The sequence below is a fragment of the Shewanella piezotolerans WP3 genome, from assembly GCF_000014885.1.
Lineage (GTDB): Bacteria > Pseudomonadota > Gammaproteobacteria > Enterobacterales > Shewanellaceae > Shewanella > Shewanella piezotolerans.
In genome coordinates, this window is record NC_011566.1 from 817,706 (window position 1) to 837,348 (window position 19,643).

18 protein-coding genes are annotated in these 19,643 nt (G+C 44.2%); 7 read left to right on the forward strand and 11 right to left on the reverse strand.

All coding sequences use genetic code 11. The features are described 5' to 3' along the window. Positions 1 to 3 precede the first annotated feature (3 nt). Complete coding sequence (locus tag SWP_RS03605; RefSeq protein WP_020911004.1) at positions 4 to 1,491, forward strand: CYTH domain-containing protein; 1,488 nt, start codon at positions 4 to 6, stop codon at positions 1,489 to 1,491. Between the two features lie 620 nt (positions 1,492 to 2,111). Here SWP_RS03605 and SWP_RS03610 read toward each other — a convergent pair. The 8 genes from SWP_RS03610 to SWP_RS03645 all read right to left on the reverse strand — a co-directional run bounded on the left by SWP_RS03610 (position 2,112) and on the right by SWP_RS03645 (position 8,922). Continuing rightward, positions 2,112 to 2,903, reverse strand: coding sequence for a potassium channel family protein (locus SWP_RS03610; protein ID WP_020911005.1), 792 nt, complete (start codon positions 2,901 to 2,903; stop codon positions 2,112 to 2,114). A gap of 50 nt (positions 2,904 to 2,953) precedes the next feature. After that, on the reverse strand, positions 2,954 to 3,283 hold the full coding sequence (locus tag SWP_RS03615) for a hypothetical protein (protein WP_020911006.1): 330 nt from the start codon (positions 3,281 to 3,283) through the stop codon (positions 2,954 to 2,956). Positions 3,284 to 3,389: 106 nt separating this feature from the next. Continuing rightward, the gene (locus SWP_RS03620) at positions 3,390 to 4,043 is read right to left on the reverse strand and encodes a hypothetical protein (RefSeq protein WP_020911007.1); all 654 of its coding nucleotides are present in this window, start codon (positions 4,041 to 4,043) and stop codon (positions 3,390 to 3,392) included. 11 nt (positions 4,044 to 4,054) lie between these two features. After that, on the reverse strand, positions 4,055 to 4,744 hold the full coding sequence (locus tag SWP_RS03625; RefSeq protein WP_020911008.1) for a PspA/IM30 family protein: 690 nt from the start codon (positions 4,742 to 4,744) through the stop codon (positions 4,055 to 4,057). A gap of 12 nt (positions 4,745 to 4,756) precedes the next feature. Continuing rightward, positions 4,757 to 5,170 carry a YjfI family protein gene (locus SWP_RS03630; protein WP_020911009.1) on the reverse strand — a complete coding sequence of 138 codons (414 nt, stop codon included), beginning with the start codon at positions 5,168 to 5,170 and terminating at the stop codon, positions 4,757 to 4,759. A 91-nt stretch (positions 5,171 to 5,261) separates the two neighbouring features. Further along, positions 5,262 to 6,983 (reverse strand): polyamine aminopropyltransferase, encoded by a 1,722-nt coding sequence (locus SWP_RS03635; RefSeq protein WP_020911010.1) that lies wholly within the window; start codon positions 6,981 to 6,983, stop codon positions 5,262 to 5,264. 66 nt (positions 6,984 to 7,049) lie between these two features. After that, positions 7,050 to 7,949 carry a DUF350 domain-containing protein gene (locus SWP_RS03640; RefSeq protein WP_020911011.1) on the reverse strand — a complete coding sequence of 300 codons (900 nt, stop codon included), beginning with the start codon at positions 7,947 to 7,949 and terminating at the stop codon, positions 7,050 to 7,052. 13 nt (positions 7,950 to 7,962) lie between these two features. After that, positions 7,963 to 8,922 (reverse strand): hypothetical protein, encoded by a 960-nt coding sequence (locus tag SWP_RS03645; RefSeq protein WP_020911012.1) that lies wholly within the window; start codon positions 8,920 to 8,922, stop codon positions 7,963 to 7,965. A 332-nt stretch (positions 8,923 to 9,254) separates the two neighbouring features. On the opposite strand from SWP_RS03645, the gene glnE reads away from it, so the two are divergent. From glnE to SWP_RS03675, 6 genes are all read left to right on the forward strand, one after another. Further along, positions 9,255 to 12,104, forward strand: a complete 2,850-nt coding sequence (gene glnE / locus SWP_RS03650; protein WP_020911013.1) for a bifunctional [glutamate--ammonia ligase]-adenylyl-L-tyrosine phosphorylase/[glutamate--ammonia-ligase] adenylyltransferase — start codon at positions 9,255 to 9,257, stop codon at positions 12,102 to 12,104. Positions 12,105 to 12,328: 224 nt separating this feature from the next. Continuing rightward, complete coding sequence (locus tag SWP_RS03655) at positions 12,329 to 12,982, forward strand: DUF4347 domain-containing protein (RefSeq protein WP_020911014.1); 654 nt, start codon at positions 12,329 to 12,331, stop codon at positions 12,980 to 12,982. Between the two features lie 123 nt (positions 12,983 to 13,105). Beyond that, positions 13,106 to 13,480 carry a hypothetical protein gene (locus SWP_RS03660; RefSeq protein ID WP_020911015.1) on the forward strand — a complete coding sequence of 125 codons (375 nt, stop codon included), beginning with the start codon at positions 13,106 to 13,108 and terminating at the stop codon, positions 13,478 to 13,480. 103 nt (positions 13,481 to 13,583) lie between these two features. Then, positions 13,584 to 13,775: a hypothetical protein gene (locus SWP_RS03665; protein ID WP_020911016.1), complete on the forward strand. Its 192-nt coding sequence runs from the start codon at positions 13,584 to 13,586 to the stop codon at positions 13,773 to 13,775. A 589-nt stretch (positions 13,776 to 14,364) separates the two neighbouring features. Beyond that, positions 14,365 to 14,832 (forward strand): nuclear transport factor 2 family protein, encoded by a 468-nt coding sequence (locus tag SWP_RS03670; protein WP_044555640.1) that lies wholly within the window; start codon positions 14,365 to 14,367, stop codon positions 14,830 to 14,832. A gap of 86 nt (positions 14,833 to 14,918) precedes the next feature. After that, positions 14,919 to 15,305, forward strand: a complete 387-nt coding sequence (locus tag SWP_RS03675) for a DUF3224 domain-containing protein (RefSeq protein WP_020911018.1) — start codon at positions 14,919 to 14,921, stop codon at positions 15,303 to 15,305. Positions 15,306 to 15,346: 41 nt separating this feature from the next. Here SWP_RS03675 and zapE read toward each other — a convergent pair whose 3' ends face one another. From zapE to SWP_RS03690, 3 genes are all read right to left on the reverse strand, one after another. Then, positions 15,347 to 16,534, reverse strand: coding sequence for a cell division protein ZapE (zapE, locus tag SWP_RS03680; RefSeq protein WP_020911019.1), 1,188 nt, complete (start codon positions 16,532 to 16,534; stop codon positions 15,347 to 15,349). Between the two features lie 77 nt (positions 16,535 to 16,611). After that, positions 16,612 to 18,138, reverse strand: coding sequence for a M16 family metallopeptidase (locus tag SWP_RS03685; RefSeq protein WP_020911020.1), 1,527 nt, complete (start codon positions 18,136 to 18,138; stop codon positions 16,612 to 16,614). Beyond that, positions 18,138 to 19,601: a M16 family metallopeptidase gene (locus SWP_RS03690; RefSeq protein WP_020911021.1), complete on the reverse strand. Its 1,464-nt coding sequence runs from the start codon at positions 19,599 to 19,601 to the stop codon at positions 18,138 to 18,140. Before SWP_RS03690 ends, SWP_RS03685 begins: the two co-directional genes overlap by 1 nt. Positions 19,602 to 19,643 lie beyond the last annotated feature (42 nt).

Sequence of the window (19,643 nt, forward strand, 5' to 3'; positions counted from 1 at the left end):
GAGATGGAAGCTGAGATTGAACTCAAACTTTTCTTTAACGAGAATCAAAAAGAAAACCTTATAAATCTGTTGGATAGGGTACCTAACTCAGATGCCAAAGGTCGTGAAAAATTGACTAATGGTTATTTTGAAACTCCTGAATTGACTTTACGGCAGTGGGACATGGGTTTACGTGTTCGCGGTATAAATAATCACCGAGAGCAAACCATTAAGACTGCAGGTAAGGTTGTAGGCGGCATTCATTCCCGACCTGAATTTAATGTTGATATTGATCACGACTTTCCTAAATTAAATTTGTTTCCGGATAAAATTTGGCCTGAGGGCGCTGATATTGATCGAGTGCAGTCAAATTTAGACTGTCTGTTTCATACTGATTTTTTCCGGCAAAAGTGGCATATTTATGTTGAAGATAGTTTAGTTGAGGTCGCTTTAGATATCGGCCATATTTGTGTGGCTGATCGCTCTGAGCCAATTTGTGAATTAGAATTTGAATTACTTGCCGGTGACACAGATGCTTTGCTGGTGCTTGCTGGCATCGTTAGCCGAGAGATCCCGGTGAGATTAGGTAAAGCGAGTAAGGCGCAGCGTGGTTATCAATTAGCTGCACAGGCAAGTGCATTTAATTTAGAAGTGTTAGATTTTATTGCGCTTAAGCCTGAACAAAATCTTAAACAGGTCGCTATCAACCTACTTGAAGTCGGATTAGATAGGTGGCAACAGCTTGAAGCCATGATTTTGGATGTAGCACTTAATCCTGTGGAATTACCAATGCTGTGCTACCGATTAAGAGCTTGCATTCGTTTGCTTCGAAGTACTTTATCGCAATTTGCTTTGTTAGCGGATGATTTTGAACAGGACTTTGATTGCATTGAGCAAAGGCTAAGCTTTATAGAAGAGTCTCTGAGCCTGTATTCGATATTGGAGAAAGACGGCTCCCTAATCACTAAGTTGCCAATGTCAGATGCGCTTATGGATATTGCTCATGCAAAATTGCAGCAACTCGATATATCTGATCAGTTTGTCAATTTATTGGATGATATTTGTTACGGCAGGCTGCAGGTGCACCTTGTTGAGCTATTGATGCAAATTAGCAATGGCAGCGTTGTAATAGATAAAGATTTAGGACTAAGAGAGTTTGCTGATAAGTTGCAAGAAAAGTCATGGCAAAAGATTTTGGAAGTGATGCCTATAGATCACGACTTAAGTAGTCACGATTATTTGGCTGTGGCAAAAGCGCTAGATAACAGCATGTTTGTTGGGGTGGCTTATGGTGAGCTTTACTCAAACAAGTCGCGAGATCAATTTAGAACACCTTGGCAAGATCTTGCTTTAGGCATAAGAACCTTAGCTGCTTACCGCCAATTAAAACAGATTAGTGAATTAGCTTATGTTGATATTAGTGATTGGCTAGAAAATAAAGAATTAAGTTTGGTACAAGCGATGGAACTATCTCGCCGCAGTGCGATGAAAAATGAGCCTTATTGGCGCTAAGCGTGCGTTATACCAATCAGTATAAAGATTTGATCGCTCAGCGAGAGTAGATCAACTTCTTATACTGATTGGTATTAGAGATAGCTGAAAACAGACGCCCACTTTAAAGTGGGCATTTTAATACCTAAAATCAATCAGGTTTGAAAGCAAAGGGTTGATATTGTGTTTTGGAAAACTGATTGAATGCATGCCCATGTGACCATAGTATCCCCTTAAGGGGTTAAAGCCAGCTGGGACGAAGATTCCATCAAAGACCGCAATCCTGCACGCAATGATATAATGTAAAGAGTTATACCAATTGCATTAAGTATTTGACCATTTCAGAGCCCCTCAGCCTTTTCAATTCAAAGCGCATTGGTAAAGAAATGGTTATTCCCTTTTAAGCCAATGCAAAGCAGAAGTGGAAAGACTGAAGGGCTCACGTAGTGCGGCTGAGGTTAAACAAAATTGGCAAAACGCTGTATGCTTCGCTATGGGATTTGGATATACGACTAAATGGATTTAGGAGGTAGAGCGAAGCAGGATGCCAGAGCCGAGAATAACTATTAGCTCAAATTCCACTACTTGCCTACAACGTTTTGAATTCCCGCTGAATGGTCAAACTTTTAATGCAATTGGTATTAGTCTTTTTTATTGATTGACTTCTTCAGCTCTGCTATTTCGTTTAACAGCATCTGTTGATTCGCTTCCATACGAGCAAGGCTATTATGCAACTCGGAGCGGATCTCCTCGCTATGAGTTTCTAGCTTTTCTGATTCATCAGGTGAGACAAAGACTGATGCCATATAACCAGAAATCACACCAAAAAAGCTGACGCCACAAACAATAACCACACCACCGATAATGTGTCCTGCAGTCGTGACAGGATAATAGTCGCCATAACCCACCGTTGATATGGTGACTAGTGCCCACCAAATAGCATCTTCAGCGGTTTCTATATTAGCGCCTTCAACGCCACTCTCGACAATAAGCACTAGGACTGATGCGAAAGTTAAAATGGTAATTAGCGCAACCAGTAAGCTTGCTAGAGTGGCTTGGCGACGCTGCTTGATCATCGGAACAATCAAAGAGCGAGTCATACGGAGTAGTCTTACAACGCGGAGGATCTGAAATAGTCGCGCCATCCTAAGGGCTTCAATTGCAGGAATACTGGCAATTAAATCTATCCAGTGGTGCTTAAAGTAGAACATTTTTTCGTCTGCTTTGAATAAGCCATAGAAAAAGTGCGACATAAAGATAAGGCAAATACTGGTATCAATAAAGAAAAGTAAACGCCTAGTCTCACCGTCAAGTCCACCAAATGTAAGTACTAGTACTACAACCACAGAAAGCAACGACAAAAGCATCATTGCTAGTTGGAAAGGTGTTGGTGGCGTTTCTGGTTGTATTAGCCAGCGCTTCTCTGTGGTCATTTTTCGATCCGTCGTTATTGCTACGCAGTCCCTTAAAGGATTAAGCGAAGTTAATTGTCTGTACTAAATTGAACTAAATCATCTAAAACGTGCTTCTTAATCTCTAGCTGCTGCTCCGCAGTTAAGTTGTACTTTTCAGCGAGTAACGCATAGTCTTCGGCACTTAAAGACACTGTAAGGCGAGGGCGTTTTGGGCGCTTTGTTACGGTTAAACCAAGAATATCTCTGATTTGATCGGATGGGCTAACACCCGCATCAAGCGCGGCTTTACGAATGGCATATTGAAATTTCTCATCCAAATCAAAGGCTATTTGGGTTGCCTTAGCGGCTTTTTGGTTTTGTTGCCATTGTTCAGGCAAGGTGTTTTTTTGCTTGCTCATGCGTAAGGTATTACCTTTCCATTGGTTCTGCTTTATCAGTTTATGCTATCACTCATAGACCCAGAAATAAAAAAGGTTCTAAACCTTTAAGTTTAGAACCTTTTATTTATTCACCTGGCCAGTAGTCTCGAATATCAGACAAAGGACGATAAAGTGTCAACATGACATCTGTTTCGCCACCATCATAGACCTCGATATCAATAGCTTTATCTTCATCATCATCCAATAATTGGTATGATTCAAAAGGATCGCCTGTGGCACCATCTGCATCTTGAGATGGCTTTTTACCGCGATAATCTTGACGGTGAAAATAACCAAAACCAGCAAAACTTACTTGATGATATTGCGGTGATAACCATTGCTCAAACTCTGGAGATAGTTCAGCTGATAACTCTTTGGTTGTTAGCTCTGCTTTACCTGGCTCTTCAAAAATGGCGCTAAATTGCTCCAAATCGAAAAGCTGATCCACCAAACCGCGGTTAACCTTAATCGACAAGGCTAGGTAGGTTTCATCATCTTCATCGAGTCCTAGGAAGATGGTGTCGCTACCATGACCTTTAAGCACCCATTCAGTTTGTTGTTTGCGTTCATACTCATAGGTATTGACCGCTTCAACTCGCAGTTGCTGACCCCGCAGTTGCGGTGGCAGCGCAAAGCTATCATCAAGGGAGATCATGTCTCCCTTATTTAACTTTGATGGGTGATCGAGTTGACGTTTAGGTTCCTCTTTCTTGCCAAATAGGCTACTTAGAAATCCCACGTCACTCTCCTTTAGCCTTTACGGGCTTTAATGCGATCAAGTACGGCGTTAGCGTTAGACTTCTGCTCACCAATACCAGCTTCTGCAAGCTTATCATGCAAGGCTTTATCGCTGTTTTCTTCCGCTAATGTCTCAGAGGCTTTCAGGCGGTCGTCAAATGATTGCTGACGAGCCTTGATACGCTCTAATGAATCTTTAGCATTAAGCAGTTTTGAGTTACTGCCTGCAAATGAATCAGTAATAGTTGCTGTGGCTTTTTGCACGCTTTCAGTGGTTTTAACCATAGTTAGCTGGCGCTGGTAATCAGTGACTTGGCGTTCAGTTTTACGCACTAGCTCTTTTAAGCGAGTGGCATGTGCGCTGAAGCTTTCATTCGCAGACTGCTGGTCATTTAGCTCTTGATCTAGTTCAGCGATCTTCTCAGCCACTTCCAGGGCCAATGCTTCGTTACCTTTTTCAAGTGCTTGTGCTACGTAGCCTTCATGTTCAGCTACAGCACGCTTTAAGCGGTCAACTTCACGGCTGGCTTGCATCTCTTTAGCCATCACTTCAGTTAGGTCGCGTTTTGCTTTGGTTAGGTGCTTCTCTGCATCACGGATCTCTTGTTCAAAAATACGTGTTGAGTTAGCGTCTACAATACCTTGGCCAACTTCAGTTGCGCCACCACGAAAAGCAGTAAGAATTTTGTTTAGAATGCCCATAATGAGGCTCCTTTATTTAAGGTAGTCGACGAGTTCGTCGATAACTTCAAGACAGTTGTCAGATAGAACAGACAGTTCTTGCTCTATCTCTTCCATGCTCGATTGCACAGATAGTGCGCCGTAAACCACATACTTGTCATCGATCTTTGCAAATGACGAAAGTGGCATTGGGATGTTGAGTTCTAACATGGTCTCAAACATCTCACTACGACGCTCTTGATTCACTTCATCCTCGCCCCATAAATAGCTGATGCAAAGGATTTGGTTGTCCGTAACCGATACGAATACGGGGATCTCTTCTCGGTCAACAACGTTAACCTGTAAGACTTCCACGTCGCCATCAATTGGATAACAATCAAATTGAAAGCCAGTGTGGCTATTGTCGCCAAGTTCATTTAGATGGTTGGCAATGTTGTGGATATTCATATTTGTCCTCATTGACATATTATGTCTGCGATTAAAGATACCACTGCGACATAATATGTCAAGCGCTATCTTCACTGTTTAAAAATAAACCTTACTGATTTTCTAGCCAAGCCTGCTGATGGTACTGATACAGCTGGCTTGAGCCTAAGGTATTGGGTTTAATTGCTTGCTTGTCGATATAAAAATTACCTGGAAATGCAAAAGCAGCATGCATCAGCTCAGGGGTAAACCAAGCATCCGCTATGGGCAGTTGCTGTATCTCATTTAGCCTAGATTTTGCGCTTTTGCCACTTAAGGTAGCAATAGTCCAACCCCATTCGCCAAAACTTGGCACATTATGATGGTATTGGTCGACGTTAAAACCGGCTAATTCCAAAGTATTGCCGACAGAGATAAATGCATTTGGTGCATGATACGGCGATGTCGACTGTACCGTTAAGGCAGCATCACGACTCATAAGTTCCTTCAGCTTTAAATAGAAAGCGTCAGAATAAAGCTTATTAAGATCAGGGTGACTAGGGTCGGGTAAGTCGACAATTATCGCGTCGAACTTCTCCTCGTTCTTAAGCAGCTTATCGACGCCATTAAATGCATCATCAAAAATCAATCTTACTCTCGGATCATTTAGCGAGTCTTTATTAAGTGACATCAAGGCTTGGGATAGATGCGCTGGCATATCGGTATCTGGTTTTTTGAATAGCTTGACCAGCTCTTCATCTAAGTCCATTAAGGTGACTTGTTTTGGCTGCCACTTAAGCACTTGAGTGAGCCCTAAACCATCTCCACCACCAATGATTAACACTTTGTCATGCCGGGCGCTGGCAGCCAATGTTGGATGCACTAAGAAAGAGTGATAGATATGCTCGTCACTGCTAGAAAACTGCAAGCGACCATTAATATAGAGCGAATGAACAGGGCCTAAACCATTGCCGCGGAGTCGCTCTGTGAAAGTCAGCTGCTGAAAACGTGTCGCCTTGGCGTACACCACATTGTCTTTATAGAGCAGATTATTAAAGCTTTGTTCCCAAGTAGGGCCATGCAGTGCCAACAAAATGAGTATACCTGTGGCCGCTATATGTCCAGCTAGCAGAATTTTTACGTGGCGGATCTGTGCCCAAAAGCGCCAGATAAACAGTAAACCCGCGAGTAGGTTAAAACTAGCGGTTAACGCTGCGGCTAATTGGATATCAATGGCGAGCATAAACATCACCCAGATAGCCGCACCAATGCCTGCTCCGATATAATCAGCGCCATAGATAGTGCCAGCGTTATGCATCAGGTGCGCTTCAGATAGTGCTTGACGAACTCGTGCAATGAGCGGGATCTCCATCCCAATCATTAAACCTAACAGTACGCCCCAAAAGTAGGGTAAGTACTCACTGAGCTTTTGTAAGGCGCCAATAAAGCCACCATCAGGCAGCTGATCGCTGGGCAGGCCGAGCGTTTGAGCCACAATTAATGGCAGCTGCTGGCCGAAGCCAATGACAGCGGCAGTGATTAAAATGGCTAATGAGCCACATAGTGCAACAGTGAGCTCAAGTACGGCAAAGCCGGTAAAGGCACAACGGATTTTACGCGCAGCGAAAGCACCCACACCCATAGAGACAATCATCAGCCCGATCATGGTGTAAATAGCCGCTTCTAGCGCGCCAAGAATACGGCCTGCATAATGAGATAGCAGGTATTCGTAGATCAGGCCACAACCAGCAAGCACTGCCATTATTCCAAGCAGTAGTGCGTCATCAAACCAGCCAAGTTTGCCTGGTTTTGCAGTATTTGGAGCTAAGGTATCTATTTGAGGACTGTTTGGCATGCTGAGTCTATTGGGTTAACTGTATGATGAAAGTGGGAGCAAATCGCTCCCACTTTTAGATGAACACTAGGCCATTAATGCGGCGAGAATAAGTGCAATGGATATACTGATCGCCATTTCAACCGCTGCGACGCCGACATTATGTTGCTTCTCTACTTCATCAAACAGATTGATGTTAGCGAGCACTAACTTTTTGACTATTTTTATCAAAATAGACAGTGAAAGCAGCATAATGACTGAGAATATCAACCAACCAATCAAGTTAGCGATATAAGCTTCTGGATTGAAAATAATGAAGTGACTTGCAGCATTAAAGCTAAAGGCCATTGCCAGCATATACCCAGCATGTCTGATGGCTAATGCGGTGTGTCCTTGGGCTAATGCGTCTTGCATTGAGGCGCCTTGATTACGCTTAGCATAACGACTAGCGCGCACACGAGTCAGGATAACAAGCATTAACTGTGAGATAGCAAATGCGCTAAAGATAGCGATAAAGGTATAGACGGTGAGATCTTCTGCCCACATCAATACCGAGCGAATGATTATTGCGGTCGCGATAGCGGCTGCTGCATCCACAATAGCAACAGACACATTCCCCTTAACGATGAGCGCATTCTTATCAATCTCATTGAGTGCCACTTTGTCATGTAAGAAACGACCAAGCTTGATGAGGAATAAACCAAATAAACCGTAAGCGCTCATGCCTATGGCTTCCACCAAATATGACTCTGCAGCCTCACCTGTAATCGCACCAGTAAGTACAATACCTAGCGCAGCTACAGCGCCTGCAGTGCTGATCCCAAAGGCAAAGTTATCATTCTCTGCAAGTTCATGGCGGCTATTGACCTTTACCGTCCAGCCTTGCAAATAACGCATTAAGGTCAGTAGTAAAACTGCGATAGTAAGATCAATCGCTAAAATAATCAGCAGATCTGGCGTAATGCCGTTGTTTATAAAAAATGTCATTAGAGTCCCTTAATTATTTGCCTCGACGAACACCGCGAGTAGTACGACTGCTGGAATTACGAAAGCTACTGTCTTTAGAATAGTTAGAGCGGAACTTGCTCTTACTACTTGCAGTGCGTCCTGTTGAACTTGCTTTTGGAGTGCTAGTACTTTGCCTAGATAAACTGGTCGAGCCGGTACGCGACTTGGCATAAGGGCTATCAAATCTTTTGCCCTGAGAACTGTACTGCTTTTTAGTGCGCTCATAGGTTTGAGTTTGTGCGCGTGCTTGTTTAGGCGATGTATAACGGTATCGGCCAACATCATTGTAATAGCTATAGTTACGACGGCTAGACCAGCGGTCATAGCCAATTGGGCCCCGAGTCAGGTTGGAGAACATGGAATACATGCCATACCATGCCCAAAATGACATGCCATTAGAACCTGTTTGCCAACTGCCGTAAGAGGGGTTGCCGACCAGCTGGCTGCCTGCGCCAAAATCTTCAGAACCATTAGCTAATGCAGCAGCTTCGCGGCTAATAGAGTTGACTCGGGCAAGTGCTCCGTCAGACATATCAGCCACAACATTGAGAGGATCGGAGAGCATATCGTTATAAAGGCTAGGATCCGCCGCTTGATAGAGGTTCTCCACTTCAGCCAATTGCTGATCAAGATCGACAAAATTAGCCGCATCCTGAGCCTCGGTTGACCTTCTTACCAGCGAGGTAAACATTGGACCACGATTGGTCGCATCGGTTGCCAATTCGTTTAGCAGCGGTGCTAAATCGGGTTTTTGCTGCGATAGGACACTGGTATATTGCTGCAATAAATTTGCATTACGCACTTGGCCGTCATTGAGCATGGTGCTAAGTGAGTCCAATCGCTGTTGAGTCAGCTGTTGGTACTTTGCAATTTGCTCAGGTCTATCATCACCGCATCCTGCGAGCGAAAACGCCAAAATAACGGTGAGAACACGAATTAGCATTCCTGCCATGCTTTCTCCAAAAATTCAGTTAAGGTAAGGCATTAGTGATTGTCAGTCTCTTGCGGCTACTTTCTTTGCCTAGTTTGCTATTTTAGTACATGAGTTGGATCTTTCATGTGCTGAAATATTGAATTCTCAAGAGAAACAGCTTTGCTGTACTGCAATTACTAATGCTTTGGGTATAGTATTCTGTATTAGAGCACAAAAATACAATGATTGATGTTTCAAAGGCATATAAGCGTTAATTTACTCATGCAGCCAACATCAATTAAAAAACTCAATCACATTTTTATAGCACTCGAGACATAATATGTCGAGAGCCAAAATTGTTAGGGATTATTATGCGCGCGGCTTTACTGGGTAAAAGAGAAGTTTCCACTCAAATGGCTGCTAACGTTGAAAACTACTGGCAAAGATTAGTTGATATATCCCCAGAGGCGCTTGCCTCCTTATCTAAAGAGCAGCAACAAGAACTTAAAACCATGATGGCGCTGAGTGACTTTGTTGCAACTCAACTGTGTAGACATCCAAGCTGGATTGAAAGCCTTTTCACCCAGCAGCTCAATGAGCTTGAAAGAAATCTATTTGATAGTGAACTACATGAATTGTTAGCTGTGGTAAGCGATGAAGAGCAGGTCAACAAGATTTTGCGCCAGTATCGTAACCGCCAAATGGTATGTATCGCATGGCGAGACTTTATGGGCTACACCCCGCTGGAGGAGTCGTTATTAGATCTATCTGTACTCGCGGAGGCATTAGTTATTGTTGGCCGTGATTGGCTATATCAAGATATGTGCAAGTCTCTTGGCACGCCGACTAGCCCTGAAGGGGTTGCACAAAAGCTGTTGATTTTGGGGATGGGGAAACTCGGCGGCCGAGAACTTAATTTTTCATCCGACATCGATCTAGTATTTACTTTTCCTGAGCATGGTGAAACCGTCGGTGGGCGCCGTTCACTGGATAACCAACAGTTTTTCATTCGCATGGGGCAGCGCTTAGTTAATTTGTTGCACCAAGTCACTGTCGATGGTTTTGTTTATCGAGTCGATATGAGGCTACGCCCTTATGGCGAGAGTGGCCCACTGGTTGTCAGTTTTAGTGGTCTTGAAGACTACTATCAAGAGCAGGGGCGTGACTGGGAGCGTTATGCCATGGTCAAAGCGCGGGCGTTAGGCCCGTGGACCTCTGATTCTGACGAGCTGCACAATCTACTTCGGCCGTTTGTTTATCGCCGTTACCTTGATTTCTCTGCCATTGATTCATTGCGAAAAATGAAAGGCTTGATTACCCAAGAAGTACGCCGCAGAAAGCTCAATGACAATATAAAGCTGGGAGCGGGGGGCATTCGAGAGGTTGAGTTCGTGGTGCAGAGTTTTCAGCTTATTCGTGGTGGTCGCGAACCAGCATTGCGACAGCAGAGTTTGTTTGCCGCGATAGAAACCTTGTATAACCTTGGACAAATTGAGTATTTAGCACTCGATGAACTTAAGCAAAGTTACTTGTTGCTGCGTCGAGTAGAAAATTTATTGCAGGCAATTAACGACGAACAAACTCAAACCTTGCCTGCCAATGAACTTGATTGGCAGCGGTTATGTTGGGCATTTGATGCAGACAATGAGATGGATTTGAGGCAACAGATCGAAGCGGCGATGAGCTGCATACATCGTCATTTTAAAGAGACGGTTGGTGGCAATGATCAAGAAGACAGTAATGAAACTTGGTCACAACAACTATGGAATGCTCAAGAAGAAGAGACCGCCTTTGCAATTCTAGAAGAGCAAGCTGTGGATCGACAGCTTTGGCCTATGCTTAATCGTTGGCATGATACTGTCGTACGCAGAACGATTGGCCCTCGTGGTAGAGAAACGCTCGATAAATTGATGCCGCGGTTATTGTGTGACTTGTCTGCTCATTCGCAGCCAACCAAGGCATTTGATCCAGTATCAAAGGTATTAGATCAAATTCTAACACGCACAACCTACCTTGAACTGCTTTGTGAAAACCCAGGGGCTCGCCAACAGCTTGTCAGTTTATGCTGCGCCAGCCCGTGGATTGCTCATCAGTTAGCAAAATTTCCAATGCTGCTCGATGAGTTGATTGATCCTGCCCAGTTATATGACACGACATCCTTGGATGATTACAGTAGTGAGCTTAGGCAGTATCTGCTTCGGGTGCCCGAAGATGATATGGAGCAGCAAATGGAAGCACTGCGACAGTTCAAGCTGTCGCAGCAGCTGAAAATAGCTGCTGCGGATGTGACGGGGGTATTGCCTGTCATGCAGGTGAGCGATCACCTTACCTTTTTGGCCGAAGCCATCATCGAGCAAGTGGTACAACAAGCTTGGGCGCAGATTTCTGCTCGCCATGGTGTGCCTAACAATCTAAAAACCAATGAGATGGGCTTTGCGGTTATTGGCTACGGAAAGGCTGGTGGCTTAGAGTTAGGCTATGGTTCAGATCTTGATTTGGTATTCCTGCACAATGCTAAGCAAGGTGGACAAACAGACGGTGATAGAGCGATTGATGTCGGGCATTTCTATTTAAAGCTGGCGCAGCGAATATTGCATCTCTTTTCAACTCGTACTATATCGGGGGAGCTGTATGAGGTCGATATGCGTTTACGCCCCTCTGGTGCCTCTGGCTTGCTGGTGAGTGAAATTGAAAACTTTGGTGATTATCAACGCACTGATGCCTGGACATGGGAGCATCAAGCCCTAGTGCGTGCTCGCTTTATGTTTGGCGATAATAGTTTGTCGAGTCGCTTTAATGAGCTGCGCTCAGACGTTTTAGAGTCTAACCGTGATAATGCAACACTCGCAAAAGAGGTGCGCGATATGCGCCTCAAAATGCGCCAACATTTACTCAAAGTGCCACAAGGAATGTTTGATCTTAAACAGAGCCCCGGTGGCATTGCTGACATTGAATTTATCGCACAGTATTTAGTGCTGGCTCACGCTAGCGAGTATCCAGCGCTGTCTTTTTGGTCTGACAATGTACGGATTTTTGAGCAATTAGCTGAGCTGGAACTGATCCCAATCGCCAGTGCTCAAGTGCTAACCCAAGCTTATTGCTTCTTGCGTGATGAGAGCCATAGACTAACACTGCAGCAGGTAGAACCAACGCGACCATATGCCAGTGTGCAACATCATGCCGACAAGGTGGTAGAGATCTATCAGCAGATCCTTCACTAGCGCACGAGTCACAAGTGGGGTAAAAAACAGAAGCTAGGCCTAACCGCTTAGCTTTTTTGTTTTGAATCTTGCTAATTGCAAACTGCACTGCACATTAGAAAAACTACATAGCGCTACTAAGTGATAATATATTTTAATCAATAAAATCAATTTATTAAAAGGTTGGTTTGTTCTATGCATTATCTCGATTAAATGAGATAACCTCTTAGCGAAAGGGGCAAGATATGAACAGCCTTAACCAAGATTCAACCTATTCAACCTTTAACGACAACTTGACTCATTTGGAGTTATTTAGCGAAGCAGAATTAAAGCAGGCACCGAGGCAGATAAAGTTTCCAAGACAGTTCCCTATCTCATGGTTACTTCTGTTGTGTTGCCTGCTCTTGGTAAACGAGGTGACCGCAACAGAGCAACCTATAGCGGCTCTGCTCAATGTTGAAAGCTCAAAGGTTTTGCTCATTGTTGATAATAGCGTGCAAGATTTGGAGGGGTTACTACACAGGTTACATGGCGACATAGATCTACTTGTACTTAACGAAACCCAAGAGCCCTTCTCACAAATTAACCAAGCGATTGGCGATGAGCAAAACTACGTTGGGGTAGTGATGGTCGCAGCGGCCGCGAGTGATGCTATCTACATAGCAGGACGTTGGGTTGATAAACACTATCTGGTACAGCATAAAGGTGGCATTGCCCAGTTTGGTGAAAAATTTACCGCTAGGAGTAACTTAATGCTATTGACCTCAGATAGCTTAATTAACCCTAAGGGGGATGGCTTCTTAACCTTGTTTACAGGGCTAACTCAGCTGGATGTAAGCGTATTCGGTGGTGCTGAGCATCATTATCTAGCCTTTAATAACTTCGTTGGTTTTTTCTAGTTATAACAGCGGGTTAACTTGATACGTTTTGTAGCATGTTTTACTTTTCATTAACTAGGATTTTATTAAATTACTGCTACTATGCACATCAATATAACTTGGTGTTGTGTAAAGGACAATTTGATGACATACGTTAACGGGGTCAACAGTAATTTGACCAATAACTTAGATGCGTTAGCAAACGTTAAAAGTCGATTATCCGCAGTCAATACTGATACTATTGCTAAAGAGCTCCCTTCCACTTTAACGACTAAACCAGAGACCGCGGAGTCTTCGGTGACTCTGTCTGAGGCAGCAAAATCCAAACTTGCACAAGAGCAACAAGCAACCACAACCACAGAAAGTGATGAAGGGGCTGATTTAAAGTCTTTTACTTTTGGTGCGTTAGGGCTAGATCACCCTGATAAAGTCGAAGAGAAAGAAGATTCCTCTTACACTGCAGGCCAATATGTTAAAGCGGCTGCGACAATTGGCGGAATGATCGCGATGTTTATTTAATGGCTTAGTCATTCACTTAAGACACTTCTTTCAATAATCTGCATGAGTTGAATTCATTATTAACTGAAATACCCGCTTAGTAAGGGATAAACTTGGCGGTAATATGATGACATCGAGCCACCATTTTTTTGCTGATTTCGAGTGTTCGTACTCAGGTAATTGTTTTGAAAGAGAGCTGGTGCAGTATGAGTGGAATACCGTAGGTAAACTTGTTGCTGTTAGTTTTTACCGCCGCGCGCTCACTGAAATAGGTAATGCGATAACCACAACCCCTAGTTATCAGCCAAATATTTGAAGGGAAGGTAGCTGTTTAGGCTAAAGCCAAGTCGGCTACCACTTAAGATCAGCTTAGCAAGTCACCCAACTCTATATTCACTAAATGTAGTAAACCTTAATCTCTAATCTCTAATCGCGAAACGCTAAACGCTAAACCTCCTATGAGTGTTAATTGTCATCATTTAATAAAGTCATAAGCTTTAATACCAATTACATTAAGTATTTGACCAATTCAGAGCCCCTCAGCCTTTTCAATTCAAAGCGCATTGGTAAAGAAATGGTTGTTCCCTTTTAAGCCAATGCAAAGCAGAAGTGGAAAGACTGAGGGGCTCACGTAGTGCGGCTGAGGTTAAACAAATTGGCAAACGCTGTATGCTTCGCTATGGGATTTGGATATAGAATAACTATTAGCTCAAATTCCACTACTTGCCTACAGCGTTTTGAATTCCCGCTGAATGGTCAAACTTTTAATGCAATTGGTATAATATCGTTACTTTCTAAATAATTGAAAGGTAAATCAAACTGGTGTTATGGTAGCTCTTTCTATATAGAAACCTTGTTGACTTGATTGCAGGGGAGCTCGTTATGAACAATAAAGGGAGTTTATTTTGAAGCGTTTAATGATTGCAGTATTAGGTTTATTAAGCATTAATTGTGTTCAAGCAGAAGATAACAAGGCGACGATGCAACAAATTGCCCTGCACTATTTTGAGGTGATGGTTGCGTCTCAAGCACCCGGCGCGACGGAGAAAGAGCTGGAGAATTACTTAGCGTTACTCAGCGACGATGTCGGTCATCAACACATTCCCTATGAAACCGATGACAGTCGTCATCCGGATGGCAAGCAAAGTATGCGTAAAGGGATGACTTTTTATCTAGGCGCACATACCGAATATAGCGCAGAACTACTCAATCTTTTTACCTTTAACGATACTGCGGTTGCGATTCGTTACACTCACAGTGCCAAAGGGATCCATCCACAGAATAATCAGCCAGTTAGTTACACTTCAACCATGATGGAGGTGTTAGAAATTGAAGATGGCAAAGTGGCAATGATCCGCAAATATCATGAGTAAGTAGCAAGATGCTTTATTCAAAATAATGTATTCGTACAAGCATTTTCACTGCAGAACAGCCCCTAAATTGAATATTGGAGATAGCGATGATTGCGACTGGAGAGTTTTCTATTGATCTAAGCCCCGCTGAGGATGATGCTGTTGAAGCGGGTAGAATGTCATTTACTAAGTTGTTTTCTGGTGATATTGCAGGCACGAGTGAAGGGCAGATGTTGAGCAAGCGCACAGCGACTGTCGGATCGGCCGCATACGTCGCCATTGAAACCTTTGTCGGCGCTATCGATGGGCGACAAGGCGAAGTATCCTTTCACCATACTGGAGTGATGGATAAAGGTGCGGACAGTTTGTCTGTGCTGGTGGTACCAGACTCGGGTACTGGAGAGCTAGTAGGGATCACTGGTTCGATGATGATAAAGATAGAGTCCGGTGTACATCGCTACCATTTTGAATACCAGATTAATCCGCAGAAATAGCACGACTGTAAATTCACCACTGTATATTAATGCGGTAGCGCTTAATCGCTTGAATAGGCTTTTGACTGCATCTGGGTGAGCCGACTTAAGGTTCGCCTAAACTCAAAGCTTAACGCGCCGCCGGTATATAGCGCCGCCATAGGTACATCGGCTTGGATATACAGAGTGACACCTTGATCATATAGCTCATCGACCAAGCTGATGAAGCGTCTGGCAGGATCATCATTAACCGCATAGGACAACTGTCTATCGCTGGTTTCTATAGCCACAGCACCATCTTCGGTGCCACGGGCACGGATCCAGCTTCTCGGCTCACCGCCTAGTACTGGCACCGCAGACAAGAACACCACCTTAAAGCGGCTGGCGATGTCGATATAATCTAATTGGGAGCGTGGGCCATCACAAAGTGCATCAAAGTTAAACCAGGCTATCTGCTCGTTGTATTTGACAGTCTCAATCACCCGCCCATGTACAATTAGTGCTGTTGAAATGGGCGCTGAAGAGTTCGACATTGAGTCAAAGCATTCAGCAAAATCCTCTTGTTGCTGTTCAATGTCGTTAACAAAATAACGTTGTTTGTAAGCTGTATCATGTAGACGGTGGTCAACTTCACCGCTAAGGTGTAGCTGCTGCGTATGTTGGTTTAACAGCGCAATGGTGGCTAGAAAGCGTTGTCTTTGCAGGCCGTTCTTATATAACTCATCGATGGGAATATTGGAGGTAGCGACCAAGGTTATTCCTTCACTAAACAGTGCTTCAAAAAGCTTACCAAGCAGCATTGCATCGCCGATATCTGAAACAAAGAACTCGTCAAAACAGAGTACGCGGCACTCAGCTGCGATATTTTTAGCAATTCGCTGCAGTGGATCTCTATGGCCTGACTCCGCAATTAACGCTTGGTGAATACGTGCCATAAAGCGATGAAAGTGCAGTCTTAACCGAGGGATCCCCTCAACGCTGTCATAAAATAGATCCATCAGAAAGGTCTTGCCACGGCCAACATCTCCCCACAAATATAAGCCGTTAATCGCTTTATAAGGCGGCTTATTAGCGTGAGTGGATGTGAGTGCTTGCTGCAAACTATCTAAAGCTTCTAGCGTTTGATATTGGCTTTTATCATCAACAAAGTCAGGTTGGCTTAGATGCTGCTGATAGCGCGCCAATGGGCCTGATTTTTGCTGCGTAATGTCTGCAGTAGATAGTTGCAATGGTGCACTAGAAGATGTCATCGATAATTCGTTTTCTTACTCACAATGGCGCGCATTATAACAAGCAAATTTAATAAGTAATTAGAATGAATCAGTCCCTAGTCATTGGCTGACACTTCAATAATCTGCCAACTCGGTAATTTCTGTTGTAGATCCTGACGTATTTTATCCAGATCACCGCGGATCACGATATAAGGTGTACGACTGAACACATTATTGGCGATAGCTTGCAGCTCGTCAGCATTCAACTGAGCAATTTTATCGGCAAATATCTGTTGGTATGCCGGCGAATAACCTGAGGTTAACTGGCGAATGGTATCGACCTCTAGTGCCATTGGGTTGTCTTGACGAAGCAGCAGCTTACTGCTGTTATAGGTCTTTATTGCTTTTAGTTCAGCTTGGCTGACAGGGCTTTCGGTCGCTAGCGTAAGATGTTTCAGTACCCCATCAATAAAGGCACCGCTATGCTGTAACTGAGTGTTGCCATAGAATTTTATCGTACGTGAAAGTGGATTGTCATAGCAGCGACCATAGATACCATAAGTTAGGCCGCGCACCTCTCGCAAATCGTAATACAAACGGCCGCTAAAGCTGCGACCTAACCAGCTGGCTAATAGTTGGCAGTCTTGCACGCCAGCACTGTTATCTAACATGACTTGTGCTTGGTTGCTTGATGTTGTGCTCGACTTTCTAGCCAGTGGATAACCGACTCTGATTTGTGTCTGCACGCTGCCTGGCGCGTCGATTACGTAGAGATTTTTCTGTTCATTTCCGGGGGCGATATCGGGTTGATTTTTTTGGACGTCATCACTGTTATCCGTGACTGCTTTGACCGTTACTGATAATGCGGCGGTATCAGATAATAGTATATTGGCTAAGCTTTTTTCGTCGGTGAGTAGCGCTTCATTGCTCAATACAGCCCAAGATGATTGAGAGAGTATTTTATCTTTAACTGCGTTAAGGCTTGCAAGTGTTAAGTTATCGGCAAGCTCGTTGTCATTGAGCGCTTGGTTGTAGCTATGGGCATCGCCCAAAATGGTTTTTGCCCAAACAGTATCTATCTCTGCGCCGCTAAAGGCGTTGATATGTTTAGCAAGTTTTAGCTGACGTTTTACGTTGCTGATATCAATCTCATTAAAACTATCAGCTTGCCAAAAATCGCTTAAGAGCGTGGCAGCTTCTGTGGGCAGCTGATAGCAGCTAATACTGATGGCGATACTGTGTAAGGAGGGCCGAAAACGTATGCTATCGACGCAGCTTAAACTTTGTTTCGCACTAATCAGGCGACGCTTTTGTTCGAATGCTGCGAGTAAGACATCCATATTCTCAAAGGGAAGCTTGCTGTATGCCACAAGAGTTAGCTTATCAAGGCCTGATTGCGGGTTCGGAAATACAAATAACTTGCTGCCATCAACATAAGTTTGTTGTGCAACATTATGTTTAAGCTCAAAGTGCATCGCATTCACCGCAGGCGCTGCTTGGATGTTGTTAAACTGCGGCAAAGTGGTCGATGCGCTATCGGTAAACTTAATGTGAGTTTGTTGACAACCTAATAGGTACAGACCTAAATAGCTTATCAATGCGATACTTGTCAGTTTCATCCGCTGCTTTATCCAATGTCTCATCACATTACACTCTCTTCAAGCCCATCGGCAGCGCCCTTTGGCAGCCACTCAAGAATTGTCTTCGCTGCTCGTATATGCCACGGTGGCAGCAGATCGAGTCTTACTCTTTTATTACTAAAGTAACGTTCACTAACCCGTTGTAGATCGGCAGCAGTAACCGCATTAATCCTTTGCCATTCACCGGTTAATGGTACTGCGCTATCTTGTGCTGCTGTTGCTGACAGAGCGCGAGCAAGTTGCGATGGGCTATCCAGTCTTGCTAAGCGTTTGTCGAGCCAGATCTGTTTAAGTTGGCAAAGCTGCTGCGCGGCAATCGGCTTAGTCGTTACCGATGCGATAAGCAGCTCTACATTGTCGGTTAATGTATCAAGCGAGGTGCGCGCCCGAGGCACCAGCACTAGATTCGTCACTCCATGATGCTGCATTTTTAACGGAATGGAGTAGGTCAGTAGCTGGTCGGGATCTTTAAGGCTAGTGCGTTCAATGAGGCTACTTTTATTTTGAAACAGGTAAGCTTCTAGCAGCTTGAGTGCTGGCGCATCTTCTGAGCTTGCACCTGCGGTATGCCAAGCCAGTAACACCGCTGGCCAGGGGCCGCGCTCATCAATAATTTCGCCATGTACAGGTTTGGCGCTAATGTTGAGATCTGCCAACGGTTGACGTTTGTCACTCGGCTGTTCCCAGCTGGCAAAGCTATTGTCTATCCAGGTATCAGTTTGCTGAGGAATATTGCCAACCAAACTCAATTGCATGGCATCAGGCCGATAAAAACGCTGATGAAATGCATTGAGCGATGCTGGCGTTGCGGCTTTTACATCAGCCACCGATCCTATCACCGCATGGCCGTAGGGCGTACCTTCAACTTGAGATAATAAGAACTCCATTGCTTTGCGCACATAAGGTTGGTTATCGATGCTGGTGGCCATCTCCTCGAGCACAGCAGCTTGCTGATTCTTTACTGTGGTTGCAGTGAGGGCCGGGTAGCGGAAGCGATCTGCTTCTAACCACAAACTGAGTTCCAATGCTGGGGCTGGAATGGTGAGATAATAGTTGGTGAAGTCGAAAAAGGTACTGGCGTTGAACTGACCACTTAGCTCGCTCATGGTTTGGGTATAACTGTCTCCTGGCGCATTTTGACTGCCTTTAAACAGCATATGTTCAAACAGGTGGGCATAACCCGTCTGGCCGCTTATTTCATCTCTAGAACCCACATCAAACTGGCTAGCAATTGACACCGATGATGAACCGTCGATAGCCAAGGTTCTCACTTGTAAACCATTGCTTAACTGGCGATATTGGATCCGCTGCTCAGCTTGATATAAAGGCGCCGCTTGGGCGCTTAGATCGCAACTGGCATTAAAGCCTGTTACTTGCTGAACTTCTGCTGCATAAGCACTGCTACAGGCAATGCTTACAACACAAATTAGCTTGGTGAAAAAATAGCTGTATGCCGATGTTCTCAATGTGCTTCATCCTTTTGCAACGTAATAGAACGACTTAATTCT